This is a genomic window from Paraburkholderia ginsengiterrae (assembly GCF_001645125.1).
GTDB classification, from domain to species: Bacteria; Pseudomonadota; Gammaproteobacteria; order Burkholderiales; family Burkholderiaceae; genus Paraburkholderia; species Paraburkholderia ginsengiterrae.
The window spans coordinates 1-478 of sequence record NZ_LXKA01000189.1; the positions used below are offsets into that span (position 1 = coordinate 1).

A 478-nucleotide genomic window follows, 5' to 3' on the forward strand; every position below is an offset into this window, starting at 1 on the left:
AACAGCAACAGTTGCCACGTAACGCCTTGGGCGACCGACAACCCACCAACCATTGCGACGTCGAATTCGTCTTTCAATACCAGCGACTCAGTCAGATGCCAAGCCCAGTCCGGATCGACTTGACACACGGGAACAGGTCGCAGGCCATAACCTTCGTCGTGAGGCGGGAACTCCTCTGCCATGCCTATGGCGAAAGTGGGTGTCAAATCGAGTCCGAATCGTGAAGCGTGATCGTTATATATAACGATCACGCTTCACGATTCGGACTCGATTTGACACCCACTTTCGCCATAGGCATGGCAGAGGAGTTCCCGCCTCACGACGAAGGTTATGGCCTGCGACCTGTTCCCGTGTGTCAAGTCGATCCGGACTGGGCTTGGCATCTGACTGAGTCGCTGGTATTGAAAGACGAATTCGACGTCGCAATGGTTGGTGGGTTGTCGGTCGCCCAAGGCGTTACGTGGCAACTGTTGCTGTT

2 protein-coding genes are annotated in these 478 nt (G+C 54.8%); one reads left to right on the forward strand and one right to left on the reverse strand.

Going from position 1 to position 478, the window contains the following annotated elements:
- On the reverse strand, positions 1 to 251 hold a 251-nt coding region (locus A6V37_RS39145; RefSeq protein ID WP_482194147.1), incomplete at its 3' end, for a DODA-type extradiol aromatic ring-opening family dioxygenase.
- On the opposite strand from A6V37_RS39145, the gene A6V37_RS39140 reads away from it, so the two are divergent.
- Positions 228 to 478, forward strand: a 251-nt coding sequence (locus A6V37_RS39140) for a DODA-type extradiol aromatic ring-opening family dioxygenase (RefSeq protein WP_482194147.1), incomplete at its 3' end; no start/stop codon positions are given. The two genes, A6V37_RS39145 and A6V37_RS39140, sit on opposite strands and share 24 nt — an antisense overlap.